Source organism: Bradyrhizobium sp. WYCCWR 12699, from assembly GCF_032144035.1.
Taxonomy (GTDB): domain Bacteria; phylum Pseudomonadota; class Alphaproteobacteria; order Rhizobiales; family Xanthobacteraceae; genus Bradyrhizobium.
In genome coordinates this window covers 998467-1015229 of sequence record NZ_JAVTJN010000036.1, presented here as the reverse complement: position 1 = coordinate 1015229, position 16763 = coordinate 998467, and the positions used below count along the sequence as shown (strand labels likewise).

Genomic DNA, 16763 nt, shown 5'->3' with positions numbered 1-16763 from the left:
GTACTGCAATCTTCTTTGTTCTAAGTCCTATCGGCCAAATCTTGTTGATCAAGCCTTATCGGCCGAGCCGTCTCATCAGTGCGTCGACGCGCGGCTGGCCCCATGTCTTGACGGTCAACGGGCCGGCCGCTTCCACGTCGACGCCTTCGCCGGGGCCCAGAACGACGCCGCGTCCACGGCTCCTGCGGCTGACGCCGACATGGCCGTCAGCGACGAAGACGGAGGTCTTGGCATCGGCAACATCGACGGCCCATCGGGTGCCGCGCACCGCGGCGATCGCCTGCGGCGTCAGCACCTTGAAGGGATTGCCGCCGGGCTTTTTGGGCACTTCGACCAGCAGCGCTCTGCTGCTCAACTCGACGGAGTCTATATGTCCGTCGCGGTTGGCGTCCTTTAGTTCAAATCTGGCGCCGTTTTCCGCGACAATGGTGATGCCGTTGTCGCAGCGCCAAATTTGCGTGCCTGCGTTGGATGGCGATGCCGTGCAGCCCGCATTGGGAGCAGGCTGCGCATGTGCGGAGCCGATCAACAAAAACCACCCCGCCAGGGCGAAAAACCGGGCGCGCGCGAACCCACTCATGCCAGCCTCCCTTTGCGTGCTTGGCACAGTTCAAGGCGATGTTGATACGGTACCGTATCACACGCAGAGGCTGCTGAAAAGTGCCGGTCTCGCAGCTATTTCCTGGCCGCGGCATTTTCCAGCCCAGCGCGATCAACTTTCGGTCAGGGCTGCATCGCGTGACGCGGAGGGGGCGCCTCGCGCACCAGCCTCGCACAATGCTTCCCCGTTATCGTGCGGGGCATTGAAGCCACGAAAAGGACTCGGTTGGTGGGTCTAGAGAGGCGGCCGAAGAGGTCCGCTGAATGCGCCAAATCCGGCCGAGAGTTATGGTTAACAGACGCGCCTAAGTCCGTAATTCTGCGGGCTTTTTTCTCAGAATGAGACAGTTAACGAGCCGCCCTAGATCCGCCCGAACTTAATCCGCATTTAACTAAAAGTCGCCTTAATGACGCTCCGACCCTCTGCGAGATGCTGTTCCCGGATCGTGACCAGCGGCACTTTGAAGGGGGACTGAGTGACACCGTCCTGGACGCAAGGCGTATGAGTACGAGTATCGCTGCGCAGAGTAACGCGGCACGGAAGTCGAAAAATTTCTCGCAAGGCCACTCGCGGAAATCTTCCCGGAAAATGACCACGACCAACTGGCTTGGCGCCGCGGCGATCGGCTGCGTCGTGATGGGCGCCGGCTGGACCATCTACAACAACGTCCTGGGCGCGAGCGTCTATCCCACCGTCGGCAGCATCGGCTACGACGAGCCGGTGGTGAAGCGTGCGCCCAAGGTGGCGCTGCGCGAGGCCGGCGACGCCATCAAGGAAGCTTTTGCGCTGCTGCCCGACCGGTTGCAGGTCGCAGCCCCGATCTCGCGCGAGATGTTCAACGAGCGCTTTGCCGCAGCTGCGACGCAAGGCGTGGCCTCGAACGCGGCCAGCGCGGCGCCGGCGACACAGGTTGCGGTGGTGAAAGACCCGCCGAAGCAGAGCGTGATCGCCAAGGTGGCGGAAGCGCTGAAGCCGGCGGCCCCGGCCAAACTTGCTGAAAAGACGACCGACAAGACCGCGGACAAGGCCAAGCGTGCGCCGGATGCGCAGATCCAGCTCGCCTCGGCCGATCCGGCCCAGATCGTGCCGGCGCCCGAAGCCAAGAAGTCGATCGCCGAGCGCGCCAAAGCCGCGGTGATGTCGATCACCGGTCCGCGCCAGTCGATGGTCGACAAACTCTGGGGCAAGCGTGAGCCCTCCGGTGGGCTCCTGGCCTATGCCTCGGCCGACGCCAGCATCACGGCGGCGATCGCGCCGAAGGAGCAGAACCCGATGTTAGGCGGCGCGCCGCCCTATGAGCGCGATACCGCCGTCTACGACATCACCGCCAAGACGGTCTATCTGCCCGATGGCACCAAGCTCGAGGCGCATTCCGGCCTCGGCTCCAGTCTCGACGATCCGCGCTCGCAGCGCACCCGCATGCGCGGCGTGACGCCGCCGCACATCTACACTCTGAAGCCGCGCGAGGCGCTGTTCCACGGCGTGCCCGCACTGCGTCTGACCCCGATCGGCGGCGAAAGCGCGATCTACGGCCGCGACGGCTTGCTCGCGCACACCTACATGCTCGGACCGAACGGCGATTCCAACGGCTGCGTGTCGTTCAAGGACTATTACGCGTTCCTCGACGCCTACCGCAACAAGGGCATCCGCAAGCTCGCGGTGCTGGCGCGGGTGGAGTAATCCTGGTTCATTCGGATGTCCAAAGGGCCGCTCCTCAGCGGCCCTTTTTCTTTGCGGCTTGCCGGATGCACTCAGCCCGGCCAGCACTGTCCGCCGCCGTCGATCCTCAGCACCTGGCCTGAGACGAACGCTCCCATGGGACCTGCGAAGAACTCGACGACGCGCGCGACCTCGTCGACGGTCGCGATCCGGTCGAGCGTGCCGGTCTCGACCATCCTGTCAGGAGCCACCGCCCGTGTGCCGAGGAAGCGGCCGGTGCGGGTGTCGCCCGGCGCGATGCAGTTGACGGCGATGTCGTAAGGGCGGAGCTGGTCGGCCAAGCATCGTGTGTAATGCGTCACGCCGGCCTTCGCCACCGCGTAGATCGAGCCCTGGGTGCGTCCCTTGAAAGCGGCGACCGAGCCGAGCGTGACGATGCGGCCGCGCCGCCGCTCCATCATGCCTTTGGCGACCGCCTGGCAGGTCAGGATGGTCGAGAGCAAATTGCGCTCCAGCACCGCGCGGACATCGGCCTCCTTGATGTGGACCGCGTCGTTCGGGTCGGGCTTGCCGCCGGCGGCCGCGATGTCGCCCCCGGCGTTGTGCACGAGGATGTCGATCGGGCCGAGCGCGCTTTCCGTCTCGGCGATCACGCGCGCGATGTCCTCGCCCCTGGTGAGATCGCCAAGCACACGCGTGGTGCGAACGCTGAACTGCCGACCGATCTCTTCGGCGACGGCGGTGAGGGTGGTGCCCTCGCCATATTCGGCTGGGCCGTTCTCGCGCATGCCGTGGACGGCGATATCGGCGCCGAGGGCGGCGAGCTTCTCCGCGAAGGCGCGCCCGAGTCCGCGGCCCGCGCCGGTCACCAGCGCGACTTGGCCTGCCAATACTCTCGCGTCATGTGCAACCATGATCTTCTCCTGTTTTGAAACTTAGTCAGCCGCGAGGTCGAGGCCGATCGCCATCGCCTGCACGAGACACATCGGCGCGACCAGCGTGCGCAGCGCCGGCTCCGGCATGTCCTGGATTTCGAACACGACGCGCGCTCCCTCGACGATCGGGCTCAGCAGGCTGTCGGTGATGGAGATCGTGGGGACGCCGCGCGCGACCAGTTCGGGAAACAGCCGCGCCGTGTCGGGGTAATAATTCCGGAAGCTGATCGCGACCAGTGCGTCCTCCACGGTTGCGGCATGCGACTGCTCGTGGATGCTGCCACCGGTGCCATCGAGTAGGACGACGCGTCGTCCGAGCTTGCGCAGCACATAGGCGAGGTGGGTCGCAACCGGAAACGAGCCGCCGAGGCCGAGCAGATAGATGTCGCGCGCTTTCGCAAGGATCGCGGTCGCGGCGTCGAGCTCGCGCGCATGGACGGACTGGCTCAGCGTGACCAGCGACGATTGCGCTTCCGATACGAAGCGCGACAGCACCGCGGCCGGCTGGCGGCCGAGCACCGATTTCTCCTCGCTTTTCATACGGGCGAGCCGCGCCTTGTAGCTCGGCGCCACGCCGGCAACGAGGCGTGAGCGGAACACCTGCTGCATTTCGGTGAAGCCGCCGAAGCCCAGCGCATGGGCAAAGCGGACGATCGCCGACGGCGGCACGCCCGAACGCTGCGCCACCTCGGCGACCGTGCCCAGTGCGACATCCGTCGGGTGATCGAGCACGAACTCCGCGATCTGCTGCAGCCGGCCCGACAAAGCGCGGTGCCGCTGCGCAATGGCGCCGCGCAGCTCGTCGTAGCTCATGGCTCCCTGTGCCTTGTTCATCGTCTCGGGTCTCCGGATCGGTCGCATGTTTAACGGCATTTCACCGTCTGGACCAAATATTCTACTTTACATGGCAAATGGAATGAATATTCTAATCGCAGAAAAAAGCAAAAGACTTCGAAAACGGGAGGAAACGATGAGAGGGCGTCAGATCTCACGGCGAAGCGTTTTGAAGGGCAGCTTGATGGCGAGCGTCATCGGCGGCACCGGCAGCTTCTTTGGGCCGTGGAAGGAGAATCACGCGTGGGCGCAGGGCGCAAAGCCGATCAAGCTCGGCCTGACCTGCGATGCCAGCGGGCAATACGGCAACAGCGGACAGGATGATTTCCGCGGCATCAAGATGGCGATCGATGAGTTCAACGCCAAAGGCGGCGTGCTCGGGCGCCAAATCACCTTCATCACCGCGGATACCGAGACCACGCCGGCGACCGGCAGCCGTGTCGCCGAACGCTTCATCACGCGCGAGGACTGCACCATCCTGATCGGCGCGCTGCACTCCGGCGTCGCCAACGCCATCACCCAGGTCGCCAGCAAATATGGCGTGATCTACATGAACACCAATTCTTCCGCGCCGAGCGAGGCCGGGGAGAACTGCTCGCGCGTGAAATTCGTCTGGGACGGCAACGGCACCAATTTCTCCAAGGCATCGGTCAAGAACGCGGTCGACTCCATCGGCAAGACCTGGATGCTGCTGACCAACGACTATGTCTGGGGTCACACGACATCCGCCGCGACCAAGGCGCAGGTCGAGGCCGCCGGCGGCAAGATCGTCGACAATCTCCTGGTGCCGCAGAACACCCGCGACTTCACCGCCTATTTGCTCAAGATCCAGCAGGCAAAGCCCGACGTCGTCGCGACCGCGATCGGCGGCGACGACATCAAGGCGCTGCGCGAGCAGGTGGCGCAGCTCAAGCTCGACGGCAAGCCGGCCTGGATCAACAACCAGCAGGACTGGCCCGACGTTTGGGGCGCGCCCGACAGCCTGTTCGGCGTGTTCGGCACCACCTGGTATCACAAGCTGCAATTGCCTGGGGTCGCCGACTTCGTCAGGAAATGGCAGGCCGCCAACAAGGATGGCCCGATCCCGGTGCCGGGCAACGTCTCCTACAACGGCTACATGTCGACGCGCGAATTGCTCCGCGCGATCGAGCGGGCAGGGTCGACCAACAACGTCAAGATCATCAAGGAGCTCGAGAATCTCAAGGTCTCGGCGACCGACCGGATGCAGCACTTCGACGCCTACATGGATCCAATGACGCATCAGATGCAGCAGACGATCTACCTGGCGCGCCGCAACGCCAAACCGGCCGACAACACCGATCTCTATGAGATCATCAGCTGGACCGAGCCGAAATCCGCGGCCGATGACGCCGCACCCGGCAAATGCAAGCTCGCGCCCTACGAGCAAGTGCCGACCGTCGACTCCTGACGACGGTTCGCCCCATCGCGGTAACGGCGGCGCGCTCGTCGCGCCGTCAGCCTGCTCCTGGAATGCCAGTTTGCGAGACTTAAGCCTTGTTCGACATCCTTCCTCACCTTGTGAATGGCCTGACGCTTGGCTTGCTATTCGCGCTGATCGCGCTCGGCTTCATGCTCATCGTCGGGCTGATGGAGCAGATCAATCTGGCGCACGGGTCGTTGTTCGCGCTCGGGGCCTACGTCGCGATGCAACTCACCGGTCCGCGTCCGCCATTGCCGGCCGAGCTTGCAAAGCTGTGGCTCGCGCTGCCGCTCGGCTGGCGCTACGCCGCGACGCTGGTCATCGCGCCCGTCATCGTGAGCCTGGTCGGCATACTGATCGAGTTCTGCATGCGACGCACCTACGGCAAGGACCCGCTCTACGGACTGCTGCTGACCTTCGGCGCGGCGATGGTGATCGAAGAGCTGATCCGCCTGGTCTGGGGCACGCGCGACTATGTGCTGCAGGTGCCGTCAGCCGTCAATGGCGGCTTCCTGTTCGGCGACCTCATCTGGTCAACCTACCGCTTCTATGCAGCCGGCATCGCGGCCGGGATCATCGGCCTCGTCTGGCTCTTGATCGAGAAGACCTCGTTCGGTGCGACCGTGAAGGCCGGCGCCCATGATAGCGAGATCGTCCGCGCGCTCGGCATCAATCTGTCGCGGCTGCGGCTCCTGGTGTTCGTGTTCGGCACCATGCTGGCGGCCATCGCCGGCATCATCGTCGCACCGATCTGGGGCATCCGCCCGCATATGGGCGTCGATGCCGTCATCCCGGCATTCCTGGTGATCGTGCTCGGCGGCGTCGGAAGTTTCTGGGGCGCGGTCGTCGCCGGCCTGCTGGTCGGCCTGTGCGTCGGCCTCGCCGGAGCCTACGCGTCCGAATGGTCGCTGCTGTCCATGTACATCCTGCTCGTTGCCGTCGTGACGTTCCGCGCGCGCGGCCTCTGGGGCAAGAAGAGCGTGCTCGAGGTCTAGGGGATATGATCGTGGGTTCGACGACCTCATCCGACGCTTCGCGGCTTGTCACGCCGTCCATGCTGGTGCTCTGGCTGGTGCTTGCGACAGTGCCGCTCTGGATCACGCGGGTCGGGCTTTATCCCTATCTCGGAATCGAGATCCTGATCTGGTCGCTCTATGCGCTGGCCTTCAACCTGGTGCTCGGCACCGCCGGCCTGCCGTCGTTCGGCCACGGCGCCTATTTCGGCATTGGCGCCTATGCCTTCGGGCTGTGCCAGTTCGACATCGTCGCCAATCTCTGGATATGCCTTGCCCTGGCGACGCTCGCGGCCGGCCTCGCCGGCGCGCTGGTGGCACTCTTCATCTCGCACCGGCGCGGCATCTACTACGCCTTCATGACGATCGCGTTCGGCCAGATATTCTGGACGCTCGCGATCAAGTCGCACGGCATCACCGGCGGCGAGGATGGCCTGCTCAAGATCAGGCGGCTGCCTGCGGATTTCGGCCTGGTGTCGTTCGACCTCACCGACAATGTCGCGTTCTACTATTTCGTGCTCGCGGCGTTCGCAATTGGCGTCGCCGCCTTGTGGCGGCTGGTGCATTCGCCCTATGGCCGCGTCGTCGCCGCGATCAGGCAGAGCGAGATCCGTGCCGCCCATCTCGGCTACAATGTGTGGCTCTACAAGGTGTCGGTCTTCACCCTCTCGGCCGCGCTGTCAGGCTTTGCCGGCGGTCTGTTCGCGATGGCGCAGCTTGCCGCGTTTCCCGATGTGATGAGTCTGCACCAGTCCGGCTACGTCGTGATGATGACGCTGGTCGGCGGCGGGCTTGTCAGCTTCTGGGGCCCGGTGATCGGTGTGGTCCTCTTCCTCACTGCACGCGACGTGATCGGCGCGCTGACCAATGCCTGGATGCTCTATTTCGGTCTTCTCTTCATGGCGATCGTGCTGTTCCGTCCCGAGGGCATCGCCGGCGCGCTCTCAGCCCTGGTGCGGCAGCATTCTCTCGACGCCTTGAGGCGGCGCGGTACGTCCGCGATGCGGTTGTTGGTCGGGAGCGGGCGATGAGCATGGTCGAGGCCGCAGGTGTGCATGTCCGCTTCGGCGATCGTGTCGTATTGGAAAGCGTCGACCTCGCGGTCGGCGAGGGCGAGTTTCACGGCGTGATGGGCCCGAACGGTGCCGGGAAGACCACCTTCTTCAACGTCCTCACCGGCCGGGTGAAACCAAATCGTGGCAAGATCCGTCTCGGCGGCGAGGATGTCACCGGCTTGAGCCCGCACCGTATCGCCGCCAAGGGCATCGCCCGCTCGTTCCAGATCATGACGTTGTTCGACGAATTCTCCGCGCGCGACAACGTCATGATGGGCTTGCCCGCGTTTCGCGCGCGCGGTCTCGATTTCGCCCGCGCCGCGGCCGGTGATCGCAAGTTCGCCGAGCAGGCTTCCGAAGCGCTTGCGACAGTCGGGCTTGCGGAGAAGGGCGATGTTCGCGCCAAGGACCTGTCCTACGGCGACCGCCGCGCGCTGGAGATCGCCGTCGCGCTGGCGCAGGCGCCGCGGGTGCTGTGCCTGGACGAGCCGACATCCGGCCTCGGCTCCGACGGCGTGCAGCGGCTCGCAAGCCTGGTCGCTCGCCTCAAAGGCAAGCTCACCATCGTCGCCATCGAACACGACATGGAGTTCCTGTTCTCGCTCGCCGACCGCATCTCGGTCATTCATTGGGGCCAGGTGGTGGCGCGCGGCACGCCGCACGAATTGCAGCAGAACGAGTGGGTCCGGCGCTCCAATCTGGGGAAGTTCGCATGATCCTCGAAGTCGACGGGTTGGATACGTTCTACGGCGAGACCCAGGCGCTGTTCGCCGCCTCGCTCGCGATCGAGCAGGCGAAGGTCTTTGCACTGCTCGGGCCCAATGGCGCCGGCAAGACCACCATGCTCCGTTCGATCCTCGGGCTGACGAGGCCGCGGCGCGGCGCGGTGCGTTTCGACGGGCGCGACGTCACGCACGATCCGACCCATGAGGTCGCGCGTGCCGGTATCGGCTGGGTGCCAGATGACCGGCGGCTGTGCCCGACCCTGTCGGTGGCGCGTAATCTGTCGATCGCGCAGAAGGGCACGCGTTTCCGTCGATGGAGCGTCAAGGAGGCCTGCGCGATCTTCTCGCCGCTCGAATATTTGATGGAGCGGGATTGCGAAAATCTGTCGGGCGGCGAAATGCAGATGGTGGCCATTGCACGTGCGCTGGTCGGCTCGCCCGGGCTTGTGCTGTTCGACGAGCCTAGCCAGGGGCTGGCGCCAAAGATCGTCGGCGACGTGCTCGCGACGATTTTGCGGATGAAGGACGAGGGCATCGCCTCGCTGGTCGTCGAGCAGAATGCCGAGATCGCGCTGTCGGTCGCGGACCATGCCGCGGTCATCGACCGCGGCCGGATCGTCTGGACCGGGGAGGCCGCTGTGTTGCGCGATGATCGTTCCCTTCGGCAGCGCTTGCTGGGAGTACAATAAGTGGCCGCACCGCTGCTCGTGCTCGATGATGTCAGCAAGGTCTATACGACGGGCCGCATCGTTCGCCGTCCGACGTTCACGCTTCAGGCAAGCCTGGCGCTGGACGAGCCGGGTATCGTCGGCGTCGTCGGGCCGAACGGTGCCGGCAAGACGACCCTGTTCGAGATGATGACCGGCTCCAATGCGCCGACCTCGGGACGCGTGTTGGTCGCGGGCACGGATATCCATGGGGTCAAGTATCGCGAGCGCGATCGTCTCGCGATCCATTATCACCAATCCTACCAGGTCAGGCGCTTTCGCAAGCGGATTCCTTCGGCGTTCCTCGCGCCATCGCCGACCCGGACGCCGCTCGTGCACCTGTTCGACGAGCCGCAGTTCAACCTGCAGGACGGTTATATCGGCTTCATGCTGGATTTCTTCCGCAAGCTGCGCGACGAGGGCAGGCTGGTCATCCTCTGCATGCACCCGACGGCGAGCTGGCACCTCGATATCCTCGCCGAGATCGCCGAGCAATTCCTGTTCGTGGCCGGCGGCGGGGTGTCGCGGATGACGGACTTCCGCAGCCTCGCCGCCGAGCCGCGCTTTCGCGCCTATCTCGGACCGGAGATGACGCGCGCCGCGGACGCTATCTGCCGCAAATCGATGTAAAGGAGACTTCCCTTGGCTTATTCGAACACCCAGCTTTTCATTGGCGGCACATGGCGCCCGGCTCATTCGGGCAAGATGATCGAAGTCCTCAATCCCGCGACCGAGGAGGTGATCGGCACCGTCGCGCATGCCGGCAAGGCCGATCTCGACGAGGCGCTGGCCGCTGCCGCTGCGGGTTTCAAGACCTGGCGCAACGTCGCCCCGTTCGAGCGCTGCCGCATCATGCGCAAGGCCGCCGCCATCATGCGCGAGCGCAATGACGAGATCGCGCCGCTGCTGACCATGGAGCAAGGCAAGACGCTCGGCGAGGCGAAGATGGAGGCGATGGCCGCGGCCGACGTGATCGAGTGGTTCGCGGAGGAGGCCAAGCGCGCCTATGGCCGGCTGATCCCGGCGCGCGGGCCGGGCATCTACCAGCTCGCGATCAAGGAGCCGGTCGGCCCGGTCGCGGCGTTCACGCCCTGGAATTTTCCGATCAACCAGGTGGTCCGCAAGCTCTCCGCCGCGCTCGCGGCCGGCTGCTCGATCATCGTCAAGGCGCCGGAGGAGACGCCGGCTTCTCCCGCGCAGCTCATCCGCGCCTTTGCCGACGCGGGCGCGCCCGACGGCGTGATCAACCTCGTCTATGGCGTGCCGGCGGAGATCTCCGAATATCTCATCCCGCATCCGGTGATCCGCAAGATCTCCTTCACCGGCTCGACCAGTGTCGGCAAGCAGCTCAACGCGCTTGCGGGCCTGCACATGAAACGCGCCACCATGGAGCTCGGCGGCCACGCGCCCGCGATCGTGTTCAAGGACGCCGACGTCACCTCGGCTGCGAAAATCCTGGCGGCCGCCAAGTATCGCAACGCCGGCCAGGTCTGCATCTCGCCGACCCGCATGCTGGTCCAGGACGAGGTGTTCAGGGAGTTCGTCGACAAGTTCGTGGACGTTGCCAGGGCATTCAAGGTCGGCAACGGCCTCGATCCCGAGTCCAGGATGGGTTCGCTCGCCAATCCGCGCCGCGTCAGCGCCATCGAAGGCATGGTGCAGGATGCCGTCGGCAAGGGCGCCAAGCTCGAGACCGGGGGCAAGCGCATCGGCAACAAGGGCTATTTCTTCGAGCCGACCGTGGTCAGCGACGTGCCGAAGGATGCGCGCGCCATGAACGAGGAGCCATTCGGCCCACTTGCGCTGATCTCGCGCTTCCAGTCATTCGACGAGGTCGTCGAGGAAGCCAACCGTCTGCCCTTCGGTCTGGCCTCCTATGCCTTCACCAACTCGGCCAAGACTGCGGCCGCGGTGGGGGCGGCTGTCGAGGCCGGCATGATGTCGATCAACAGCTTTGGTCTCGCGCTGCCCGAGGTGCCGTTCGGCGGCATCAAGGATTCCGGCTACGGCTCGGAAGGCGGCACCGAGGCCATGGACGGCTATTTCAACACCAAATTCATCAGCCAGACGGGCGTATGACCGCCGCTATCGCTTGACGAAGACCAAGTTGCACGCGCGGGCCTCGTTGCGTTTGCCGGTGCCGCGGGTGCGATCGAATTGCGCGTCGACGGTAAAGGCGTAAGGCGAGCCCGGCGCGAGGTTGTTGAGCGTGTAGGCGCTTGCTCCCGTCGTGCCGCGCGCGCTCAGCGTCGTCTTGCCGTCCGCCGGAATCTGGCCGTCGATCTCCAGGCGGTTGCCTCCGTCCTTGCCCTGAACCTCTGCATGAAACACGCCGTTGGTCACGGTGCCGGCCAGCGGTCTGGTGAAACCCTGCGCCTTGCCGGTCGGCGGGCAGTGCAGGGTGACGTCCCAGCTGCCGTCGAAATCCATGCTGCCGGTGGTTCTGGCGCTGCCGCTCGGCGCGACCGCCACCTTCTGCTTCAGGCTGTCGATCCGCGCCTTGGCGAGACTGGCGAAGCTGCAGCTCGAAAATCGCGCCAGGTGATCCTCGAAGGCGCTGACGGTGCCGATGCCGTCCGCGGCCTTCCAATGGGCCTCCGCGGCCGCGCACGGGTCGGCCCGCGGCGCGGCCTGCGACGCCCCGGGAGCGACCGTGACCGTGACCGGGCCGTTCAGGTAGAACTTGCCGATGATCGACAGCGACAGCTCCGGCAGCTGGGTCTTGCCGCTGGAATCATAGACGTCGCTGCTGATGTCGCGAAAGACTTCGCCGATCTCCTGCGGCTCCTCGATGTGTTTCAGGAACGCCGTCGTGTAGGGGCTGTTGCGGCCAACGCCGTCGGCGGCGACCTGGCCGGACTGCGTCGAGAACGACACGATCGTGCCGCGCGGTGCCTCGACCTTCGACAGGCCGCGCCCGATCGAGGCGGCTCGCGTCGAGCCGGCGGAGCGTTTGAGGATTTCCGCCAGTGGATTGTCGCGGCAAGAATCCAGCACCAGGATGCGCAGGTTCTTGGCCTGCTGCAGGTCGTTCACGATGTCGTCGACCCGCACGAAACGCTTGAGGTCGGCTTCATCGGTCAGCGTGGCGTCGACGGGCATCAGATAGTTCACGCCGTTGTACTGCATCGCATGGCCGCTGTAGTAGAACAGGGCGACGTCGGCTCTGCTCGCTGCGCGCGCGAAGCGGATGGTCAGGTCCTGCATGTCGGCCTGGCGCAGGTCGACGCCCTGGATCACCTCGAAGCCGCTGCGCTTGAGCGAGGCTGCCACGTCTTCGGCATCGTGTGAGGGGTTGGGGAGTTGCGCCGTAGAGGCATAGGCGCCGTTGCCGATCACCAGTGCCACCCGCGTATCCGCCGACGCAGGTCCGACGCAGAGCGAGGCGAAGAGCGCCAGATACAAACCGGGCAGGCAAAATCCGGCGAAGCAGAATCTGGAAAGAGCACTCATGAATGCCTTCCGAGGAAATATCGAAAATATCTCTCCAGATTAGCGCATGCCACGCCGACTTCAATGCCCCTGCCGGGGAAACGCTCAGATTTCGCGGCCGTGACGTTCCGTCACGCTGCCATCGCCTTGCGCAGGGCCATTTCCGTCGCAATCGCGTCCCGCACGGCCGGTCGCATCTGCATGCGCGCGAGGTAGGCCGACAAGGACGGCCATTGCGCGACGTCGACGCCGGCGGGACGGAGCAGCAGCAAGGCCCAGGTGAGGTGCGCATCGGCCACCGTGAAGCTGTTGCCGACGAGGAATTCGCGCTCCGCCAGATGCGCAGACGGTATCGACAGAGTCTGGGCGATCCTTGCGCGCGGCTTGGCGAGCGAGCCGTCGTCCTTGTACCAGAAGGTCGGAAACAGGAACGCCTTGTGAATCTCCGTGCCGATGAAGCTCAGCCATTCCTGCAAGCGGTAGCGATCGATCTCGCCCGGACGCGGCGCGAGGCCGCTGGCGGGCTTCAGATCGGCGATGTATTGCAGCACCGCCGCGCTTTCCGTCAGGCGTTCGCCGTTCTCCAGCACCAGCACCGGAACCGCGCCCTTCGGGGCGACGCCGTGAAAATCACCGTCATCCGCGAGTTTCTTGGTCCAGAGATGCACCTGATGATAGGTCGCATCGAGACCTGCTTCCATCAGCGCGATGCGGCTCGAAAGCGAGCAGGCCATCGGCGAGAAGTAGAGTTGCAGCATCGTCTTGCTCCGTCACATCAGTGCATCGCCGCGCGCGATGATCGCGAAGCGGTCGGACAGTTCGGCGAGCGCAACCTCGTGAATGCTCCGGGCGTCCAGCGTGCCGCCGCGTCCGTCGGGCAGGTCGCGCGTGGCGCAGGCATCGGCATCGATCGTCGTGCGAAAGCCGAGGTCGAGCGCGGCCCGCGCGGTGGAGCTGACGCACATATGCGTCATGAAGCCGGCCAGCACGATGTTTTTCCTGTCGATCGCGTCAAGGCGCGCCTTCAGATCGGTGCCGGCAAACGAGTTGGGCAACTCCTTTTCGATCACGAGCTCGCCGGCATGCGGCGTCAGTTCGGCGACAATGGCGCCGCGGTCGGCGCTGCGATCGAACAGGCTGCCCGCCTTGCCGCGATGGGCGATATGAATGATCGCGGCATTGGCGGCGCGCGCCTTGGCCAGCAGGGCAGCCGCGCGCGCGATCGCGGGCCTGGCGTCGGGCAGGGCGACGGGACCTGCGAGATATTCGTTCTGAATGTCGATCAGCACCAGCGCAGCATCGGCAAGACGCGGCGGGGTTAGGTCGGCGCCGGCGAGCCGCAGCAGGGTCTTTGCGGTCGTCATGATCTCTGGAATCTCCGGAAAGCGAATGGCAGGTTCAACATAGTCCCTAGGGCGGCCTGCCGATATGCAGGGATATTGCAGCGGATGGCTGCGATATTGCAGGCTTGTCGCGGTCGATGTAGCCTCATCCCATGAACTGGGACGATCTCCGCATCATCGCCGCCGTCAGGGACGAGGGCACCTATGCCGGCGCCAGCGCACGCCTGCGCATCGACGAGACCACGGTCGGGCGGCGGTTGTCGCGCATCGAGCGTGCGTTGGGTTTGCGCCTGTTCGAGGCTGCCGACGGCGTTCGCAGGCCGACACGGCAATGCGAGGCGGTGCTGGCGCATGTCGAGGCGATGGCCGCGCATGCGGCCGAGATCGATCGCCTCAGCGAGGGCGTGGAGGGTCCCGTGGGACGCCTGCGCATCGCATCCACCAACACGGTCGCCGAGCAGGTGCTGTCGCCGCGTGCGAGCGATTTCCTGCGCGCCAATCCCGGTCTGATGCTGCAGTTCCTCACCTCGAGTGAGAACGTCAAGTTCTCGCGGTGGGAAGCCGATCTCGCGATCCGGCTGCGCAAGCCCGACAAGGGCGACTTTGCAATCTCGAGACTCGGCGACATCAAGCTTTACTATTTCGAACCTGTTGCGAGCGATGGCGAGCCGATGCTCTGCACCTATCCGGATGAGTTGGGTGCCATTCCCGAGATGCAGTTCCTGCGGACCAGGAAAATCCGCGTGCGCTGCGTCACCGACAACGTTCGCGTCATCCGCAATTTGATCCGCGCCCACCAAGCCGCCGGCGTGCTGCCCGAATATAGTTGTGGGGATCTGCTCGCCGACCGCGGCCTGCGTGTCACGCTGCTGCCGAAACGGCGCGATATCTGGCTGTTGGTGCAGAATCACCTGAAGCGCGACGCGGCGACGCGCGTGACGATCGACTGGGTCAGGCACTGCTTCAAGGACGTCCCGCAGGCCTGATCATCGGCGGCGTTCATGGCCTTCGCATTGAACGCAGTCCGCGCGATGTGCGACCAAAATCACGGAGCCGGGATTGCGCGCGCGCCAAGGTTGCGTAATCTCGTGACGAGACCTGACCGGGGCAAGCGCATGACCACTCTTTCCGAAACGATCCGGCCCTCGAGGGCGCAATCGCGGGAATGGAAGGCCATTCTCATCCTGATCCTGCTGGTCCCGGTGTTGTGGTCGCCGCTGATCCTGTTTCGCTTCGTCCTGTACCAGCCCTTCAGCATCCCCTCCAGCTCGATGGCGCCAACGCTGATGGTCGGCGACTACGTCTTCGCCGCGAAATATGCCTACGGCTACGGCCGCAATTCCATCCCGTTCGCGCCGTCCTGGATCTCGGGCCGCATCCTCGCCGCCGACCCCGAACACGGCGACATCGTCGTGTTCCGGACGGCGAAGGACGGTTCGGTCGACTACGTCAAGCGCGTGGTCGGTCTGCCCGGCGATCGCATCCAGATGCGGGGAGGGGCGCTCATCCTCAACGATCGCCCGGTGACGCGCGTCGGGCTCGCGGACGCGCTCGCCGACAACGCCTGCGGAGTGGATGGCGGCGTCAAGGTCCATCGCTGGCGCGAGACGCTGCCGAACGGCGCCTCGTACGTCACCAACGACTGCATCGACAACGGCTTCCTCGACAACACCAACGTTGTCACGGTGCCGCCGGGCCATGTCTTCGTGCTCGGCGACAACCGCGACAATTCCACCGACAGCCGCATGATGTCGAGCTTCGGCTTCGTGCCGATGAACAATCTGATCGGCAAGGTGACGCGGATCTTCTGGTCGCTCGACGAAGACGGCGAGCCGCACATGGAGCGGCTGGGCAAGGTGAGGTGAGGGCCCAAAGCCCTCTCCTTCGTCATTCCGGGGCGCGCCCACTTGGGCGCGAGCCCGGAATCCATAACCACAGGTCTTAGTTGGCTATCCCCGGATAGAGATCATCCCAGTTTGGGTTCTGCTCCTCGATTAGCCGGGTCTTCCAGTCGCGACGCCACTTCTTGAGTTCTTTCTCGCGGGTGATGGCGGTAACTGCATCGTCGTAGATCTCGAACAAGACGAGCTTCCCAACGTCGTACTTGGTCGTAAATCCGGGAACAGCTTTTGTCTTGTGCTCATACACACGGCGAACAAGATCGCTGGTCACGCCGATGTAGAGTGTGCCGTGCTTTTTGCTTGCGAGGATGTAGACATAGTAGGCCATTCCATCCGCCTGTGGTTATGGATTCCGGGCTCGGCGCTACGCGCCGCCCCGGAATGACGAACCCACGACCATCTTAGCGTGTATCTCCCCCCAAACAAAAACCCCGGCATCGCTGCCGGGGTTTCGTCGTTCTTGAGAGGTCGTTGGACTTAGAAGTCCATGCCGCCCATGCCGCCGCCGGGGGGCATTGCCGGGCCGGCGCCGCCCTTCTTGGGCAGCTCGGCGACCATGGCTTCCGTGGTGATCAGCAGGGCCGCAACCGAGGCTGCGTTCTGGATCGCGGTACGGACCACCTTGGTCGGGTCGATGATGCCCTTCTTGACGAGGTCGGCATATTCGCCGGTCTGGGAGTCGAAGCCGTAATTGTAGGTCTTGTTCTCCAGGATCTTGCCGACGATCACCGAGCCGTCTTCACCGGCGTTGATCGCGATCTGGCGAGCGGGAGCCGACAGCGCCTTGCGCACGATCTCGACGCCGGTCTTCTGGTCGTCGTTCTTGGTGCGCAGGCCCTTGAGCTGCTCGGAGGCACGGAGCAGGGCGACGCCGCCGCCCGGGACGATGCCTTCTTCCACAGCCGCGCGGGTCGCATGCATCGCGTCATCAACGCGATCCTTGCGCTCCTTGACCTCGACCTCGGTCGCGCCGCCGACGCGGATCACCGCGACGCCGCCGGCGAGCTTGGCCAGACGCTCCTGGAGCTTCTCACGGTCGTAGTCCGAGGTGGTTTCCTCGATCTGCGCCTTGATCTGGGCCACGCGCGCCTCGATGTCGGCCTTCTTGCCGGCGCCG

Annotated in this window: 18 protein-coding genes; 10 read left to right on the top strand and 8 right to left on the bottom strand. The window is 64.8% G+C overall.

The features are described 5' to 3' along the window. Positions 1-55: 55 nt before the first annotated feature. Complete coding sequence (locus tag RPS27_RS29815; RefSeq protein ID WP_313754831.1) at positions 56-580, bottom strand: FecR domain-containing protein; 525 nt, start codon at positions 578-580, stop codon at positions 56-58. A gap of 609 nt (positions 581-1189) precedes the next feature. On the opposite strand from RPS27_RS29815, the gene RPS27_RS29810 reads away from it, so the two are divergent. Then, positions 1190-2281, top strand: coding sequence for a DUF2778 domain-containing protein (locus RPS27_RS29810; RefSeq protein ID WP_211419013.1), 1092 nt, complete (start codon positions 1190-1192; stop codon positions 2279-2281). Positions 2282-2352: 71 nt separating this feature from the next. Here RPS27_RS29810 and RPS27_RS29805 read toward each other — a convergent pair whose 3' ends face one another. After that, on the bottom strand, positions 2353-3174 hold the full coding sequence (locus RPS27_RS29805; RefSeq protein ID WP_313754830.1) for an SDR family NAD(P)-dependent oxidoreductase: 822 nt from the start codon (positions 3172-3174) through the stop codon (positions 2353-2355). Between the two features lie 21 nt (positions 3175-3195). Then, on the bottom strand, positions 3196-4029 hold the full coding sequence (locus RPS27_RS29800) for a MurR/RpiR family transcriptional regulator (protein ID WP_194403065.1): 834 nt from the start codon (positions 4027-4029) through the stop codon (positions 3196-3198). A gap of 136 nt (positions 4030-4165) precedes the next feature. On the opposite strand from RPS27_RS29800, the gene RPS27_RS29795 reads away from it, so the two are divergent. The 7 genes from RPS27_RS29795 (at position 4166) to RPS27_RS29765 (ending at position 11049) form a co-directional block, all read left to right on the top strand. Further along, positions 4166-5458 (top strand): ABC transporter substrate-binding protein, encoded by a 1293-nt coding sequence (locus tag RPS27_RS29795; protein ID WP_313754829.1) that lies wholly within the window; start codon positions 4166-4168, stop codon positions 5456-5458. An 86-nt stretch (positions 5459-5544) separates the two neighbouring features. Further along, complete coding sequence (locus tag RPS27_RS29790) at positions 5545-6465, top strand: branched-chain amino acid ABC transporter permease (RefSeq protein ID WP_194403063.1); 921 nt, start codon at positions 5545-5547, stop codon at positions 6463-6465. A gap of 5 nt (positions 6466-6470) precedes the next feature. After that, the gene (locus RPS27_RS29785; RefSeq protein ID WP_194403062.1) at positions 6471-7514 is read left to right on the top strand and encodes a branched-chain amino acid ABC transporter permease; all 1044 of its coding nucleotides are present in this window, start codon (positions 6471-6473) and stop codon (positions 7512-7514) included. Next, positions 7511-8254 carry an ABC transporter ATP-binding protein gene (locus RPS27_RS29780; RefSeq protein ID WP_194403061.1) on the top strand — a complete coding sequence of 248 codons (744 nt, stop codon included), beginning with the start codon at positions 7511-7513 and terminating at the stop codon, positions 8252-8254. The genes RPS27_RS29785 and RPS27_RS29780 overlap by 4 nt, the downstream gene beginning before the upstream one ends. Continuing rightward, positions 8251-8952 (top strand): ABC transporter ATP-binding protein, encoded by a 702-nt coding sequence (locus RPS27_RS29775; protein WP_194403060.1) that lies wholly within the window; start codon positions 8251-8253, stop codon positions 8950-8952. The genes RPS27_RS29780 and RPS27_RS29775 overlap by 4 nt, the downstream gene beginning before the upstream one ends. Then, positions 8953-9600, top strand: a complete 648-nt coding sequence (locus RPS27_RS29770; RefSeq protein ID WP_194403059.1) for an ATP-binding cassette domain-containing protein — start codon at positions 8953-8955, stop codon at positions 9598-9600. 12 nt (positions 9601-9612) lie between these two features. Next, a complete protein-coding gene (locus RPS27_RS29765) occupies positions 9613-11049 on the top strand; it encodes an NAD-dependent succinate-semialdehyde dehydrogenase (RefSeq protein ID WP_194403058.1) in 1437 nt (478 codons plus the stop codon). A gap of 6 nt (positions 11050-11055) precedes the next feature. On the opposite strand, the gene RPS27_RS29760 is transcribed toward RPS27_RS29765, so the two are convergent. The 3 genes from RPS27_RS29760 to RPS27_RS29750 form a co-directional block, all read right to left on the bottom strand. Continuing rightward, on the bottom strand, positions 11056-12423 hold the full coding sequence (locus tag RPS27_RS29760) for a caspase family protein (protein WP_313754828.1): 1368 nt from the start codon (positions 12421-12423) through the stop codon (positions 11056-11058). A gap of 110 nt (positions 12424-12533) precedes the next feature. Beyond that, positions 12534-13160 (bottom strand): glutathione binding-like protein, encoded by a 627-nt coding sequence (locus RPS27_RS29755; protein ID WP_194403056.1) that lies wholly within the window; start codon positions 13158-13160, stop codon positions 12534-12536. Between the two features lie 12 nt (positions 13161-13172). Next, positions 13173-13766 (bottom strand): isochorismatase family protein, encoded by a 594-nt coding sequence (locus RPS27_RS29750; RefSeq protein ID WP_313754827.1) that lies wholly within the window; start codon positions 13764-13766, stop codon positions 13173-13175. 131 nt (positions 13767-13897) lie between these two features. Here RPS27_RS29750 and RPS27_RS29745 point away from each other — a divergent pair, with 131 nt between their 5' ends. Next, a complete protein-coding gene (locus tag RPS27_RS29745) occupies positions 13898-14731 on the top strand; it encodes a LysR family transcriptional regulator (protein ID WP_194403054.1) in 834 nt (277 codons plus the stop codon). Between the two features lie 129 nt (positions 14732-14860). Continuing rightward, positions 14861-15610, top strand: coding sequence for a signal peptidase I (lepB, locus tag RPS27_RS29740; protein ID WP_194403053.1), 750 nt, complete (start codon positions 14861-14863; stop codon positions 15608-15610). 76 nt (positions 15611-15686) lie between these two features. On the opposite strand, the gene RPS27_RS29735 is transcribed toward lepB, so the two are convergent. Together RPS27_RS29735 and RPS27_RS29730 are read right to left on the bottom strand one after the other, a co-directional pair. Next, positions 15687-15974 (bottom strand): GIY-YIG nuclease family protein, encoded by a 288-nt coding sequence (locus tag RPS27_RS29735; RefSeq protein WP_212068203.1) that lies wholly within the window; start codon positions 15972-15974, stop codon positions 15687-15689. A 149-nt stretch (positions 15975-16123) separates the two neighbouring features. Then, a partial coding sequence (locus tag RPS27_RS29730; RefSeq protein WP_313754826.1) for a TCP-1/cpn60 chaperonin family protein occupies positions 16124-16763 on the bottom strand: 640 nt, incomplete at its 5' end.